Annotated in this window: 3 protein-coding genes and 1 pseudogene; all 4 read left to right on the top strand. The window is 46.0% G+C overall.

All coding sequences use genetic code 11. The features are described 5' to 3' along the window. Positions 1 to 818: aminotransferase class III-fold pyridoxal phosphate-dependent enzyme (locus WEIDD23_RS07030; RefSeq protein WP_242865459.1), on the top strand; the 818-nt coding region annotated here is incomplete at its 5' end. Next, positions 819 to 1,844: an ornithine carbamoyltransferase gene (gene argF, locus WEIDD23_RS07025; RefSeq protein ID WP_010373296.1), complete on the top strand. Its 1,026-nt coding sequence runs from the start codon at positions 819 to 821 to the stop codon at positions 1,842 to 1,844. It begins immediately after the preceding gene. A gap of 146 nt (positions 1,845 to 1,990) precedes the next feature. Beyond that, positions 1,991 to 3,061, top strand: coding sequence for a carbamoyl phosphate synthase small subunit (locus tag WEIDD23_RS07020; protein ID WP_010373294.1), 1,071 nt, complete (start codon positions 1,991 to 1,993; stop codon positions 3,059 to 3,061). Next, positions 3,058 to 3,600: pseudogene (locus WEIDD23_RS07015) on the top strand (carbamoyl-phosphate synthase large subunit); the annotation flags it as partial. The gene WEIDD23_RS07020 and the pseudogene WEIDD23_RS07015, both read left to right, overlap by 4 nt.

Below are 3,600 nucleotides of genomic sequence, written 5' to 3'. Positions count from 1 at the left end.
CACGTCGTTATACGGGCAAACATAAAATTATGAATTTCGCGCAAGCATTTCACGGCCGAACGTACGGGGCCTTGTCATTGACACCGGTCACGGCCTATCAAGCTGGGTATGGGGTTGATCAGGATGTGGTCACAGTGCCGTTTAATCAACAAGCGGCGATTGACCAACTAGACGATACCTTTGCAGCCGTTATTTTGGAAGTTGTGCAAGGCGAAGGGGGCATTCACGTGGCTGACCGTTCGTGGTTACAGCGTTTGGTTAACAAGGCGCAGCACTTAGGCGTACTGGTTATTGTGGATGAAGTGCAGTCTGGTATGGGCCGCACGGGGTCACTATATGCCTACGAACAGTTTGATATCGTGCCTGATATTGTCACGGTGGCCAAAGCTTTGGCTAATGGATTGCCTGTAGGAGCAATGATTGGTCAAGCTAAATTAGGGACAGCCTTTCAACCAGGGTCACACGGGACAACCTTTGGCGGTAATCCAGTTGTTATGGCTAGTGCGTATGCGGTTCTTCAGTCATTAACGCCTGAATTTTTAGCGGACGTGCAACAAAAGGGGCTGGCTATCATGCATGATTTGGTACAAGGTAGCCAGGATTTGCAACAGGTGAAAGCGGTACGCGGGTTAGGCTTGATGATCGGCATTGAGTTAACAACGGATGTACAACCGGTACTGATGAAATTACGTGAACGAGGTATTTTGGCTTTATCTGCGCAAGGAAATACATTGCGATTACTGCCGGTGCTAACCATGGATGAGCAAGAGATGCATGCGGGTGTCATGACAATTCTGACAACGATTGGAGAGGCTTAAATGCAAAATATATTTTACGGGCGGTCATATTTAGCAGAAAAGAATTTTTCAGGGGAAGAACTCTATACGTTAATTAAATTAGCGGAACATTTAAAGTTTTTAAAGCAACAGCGTGTCCCCCACGAATACCTAAAGGGCCGTAATATTGCACTATTGTTTGAGAAAACCTCAACACGGACACGGTCATCATTTACGGTTGCAGCAACTGACTTAGGGGCTCATGCAGAATTTCTGGGTGCGAAAGATATTCAATTTGGTAAGAAAGAATCCTTGTCAGATACAGCCCGTGTATTGGGATCGATGTATGACGCGATTGAATATCGGGGGTATTCACAACCGGTTGTTGAAACGTTGGCTGCTGAAAGTCATGTGCCGGTTTGGAACGGGTTGACTGATGACTGGCATCCGACACAGATGTTAGCTGATTTTATGACCATGGATGAAGTGTTTGGTCATTTGAAAGGATTGAAATTAGCCTATTTGGGGGATGCTCGTAATAATGTAGCGAATTCATTGCTTGTTACCGGAGCGCTATTGGGGGTTGATATAACATTGGTTGCACCAGAGTCACTACAACCGACGACGGAGGTGCAACAGATTGCCCGCAAGTTTGCCGAGAAAAGTGGGGCGAAAATCGTGTTGACCGATGACGTGGCCCTTGGTGTACAGGGGGCGCATGTGTTGTATACCGATGTGTGGGCTTCAATGGGAGAAGAAGATGCTTGGGCAGAACGTATTCAACTATTGCAGCGATATCAAATTAATGCTGAAGTGGTTGCCCAAACGGGGCGTGCCGATACGATTGTGTTGCATGATCTACCAGCGTTTCATGATTTAGAAACGACAATGGCTCAAGACATTTACAAGCGATTTGGTCTGACTGAGATGGAAATTACGAATGAAGTATTTCATGCGGACAATGCTAAGCAATTTCAACAGGCCGAAAATCGGTTGCATACAATCAAGGCGGTAATGGCTGCAACGTTAGGTGAACTATTTTTGCCACAGCCGTTGGCAATTGACTAGATGATTAGAAACAATTGAATGATTTAACTAAGTTCAGCGAGGCTTGCATGGTTCAATTGCGTATATCGTCATTAAGTAAACGAATAACGATAAGTCCCCCGTGATGCTTGGCACATTACGGGGGATTTTTATAATGAGGACTAAGAATGAATAAACGATATTTAGTATTGGAGAATGGCTCGATTTATGAGGGCGAAGGCTTCGGCGCCACGCAAAGTGTTGCGGGAGAATTGGTGTTTACAACCGGTATGACGGGCTATCAAGAAGCGATTACCGATAAGTCCTATCTGGGCCAAATGATTGTGTTTACGTATCCGTTAATTGGTAATTATGGGATTAATGATGCTGATTATGAATCTGATAAACCCGCGGCAAGCGCTATTATCACGGCGGACATTGCGGAGCACCCAAGCAATTGGCGGTCTAAGATGTCATTACGTGAATGGGCTGAAGTGATGGCGCTGCCTGGAATTACCGGAGTGGATACACGCGCTTTAACGAAAGAACTACGTGAATTTGGGACGATGACTGGCGTCTTGGTAGATAATCCAAGTGACGTGGCCGTGAACGCACCGGCAAGTTTGCCAGTTGCTGACGCATATCAGCCAACAACGGTTTATAAATCAGACGTGAGTGATGTGCAGGTCGCATTGATTGACTTTGGCTTGAAAAATTCAATTATACGGGCATTGAACGATCGCGGTGTGACCGTGACTGTGTTATCGCCTGATGCAGCGGTGACAGATATTTTGGCTGGCAATCCGGATGGCATTCTACTATCAAATGGCCCAGGGGATCCGAATGCATTCGTGGATATGATTCCGAAAATTCAACAATTACAAGAAGTTAAACCACTATTCGGGATTTGCTTAGGTCACCAACTATTTGCAATGGCGAACGGGGCTGACACGTATAAGATGAAATTTGGCCATCGTGGATTCAATCATGCTGTGCGTGACCTGACGAGTCAACGGACTGATTTTACATCGCAAAATCATGGCTATGCAGTTGCAAAGGACAGTTTGCAAGATACTGATCTTATTGTGACTCATGAGGACATCAATGACGGAACTGTAGAAGGCGTGCGACTACGTAATCATGCCGCCTTTTCAGTTCAATTTCATCCAGATGCGGCACCAGGACCGCATGATGCCACTTATCTATTCGATGAGTTTGTAACGTTAATGCGACAAGAAAAAGCGGGGGTTATGCAATGACAAAACGGTGTGATATTCACAAAATATTGGTGATTGGGTCGGGACCGATTGTGGTTGGACAGGCGGCTGAATTTGATTATTCCGGTTCGCAGGCAGCGATTGCTTTGAAAGAGGAAGGTTATGAAGTTGTTTTGGTGAATTCGAATCCGGCGACGATTATGACCGATAAAGAAACGGCAGATAAGGTTTATATTGAACCACTGACCCTAGCATCCTTACAGACGATTATTCAGCAGGAAAAACCAGATGCCTTATTACCAACGCTAGGTGGCCAAACCGGGTTGAACATGGCGAAGGAGTTGGCAGAGAGTGGCATATTAGATGAATACAATGTGGAATTGATTGGTACGAAGTTATCAGCAATTGAAGCGGCTGAAGATCGCGAACAGTTTCGTGATTTAATGACTGAATTGGGTGAACCGGTGCCTGCATCGGCCATCGCCGTCACGGTAGCGGAGGCTGTTCAGTTTGCTGATGTGCAGGGGTATCCGGTTATTGTACGTCCTGCTTATACGTTGGGTGGGTCCGGTGGGGGAATC

This window comes from Weissella sp. DD23, from assembly GCF_001579105.1.
In the GTDB taxonomy this organism is placed as follows: Bacteria; Bacillota; Bacilli; order Lactobacillales; family Lactobacillaceae; genus Weissella; species Weissella cibaria.
This window is presented reverse-complemented; position numbering and strand designations above follow the sequence as displayed.

Coding starts and splice junctions, on each gene's coding strand:
- WEIDD23_RS07020 (WP_010373294.1), top strand. CDS start 1,991: ATGAATAAACGATATTTAGTATTGGAGAATGGCTCGATTTATGAGGGC.
- argF (WP_010373296.1), top strand. CDS start 819: ATGCAAAATATATTTTACGGGCGGTCATATTTAGCAGAAAAGAATTTT.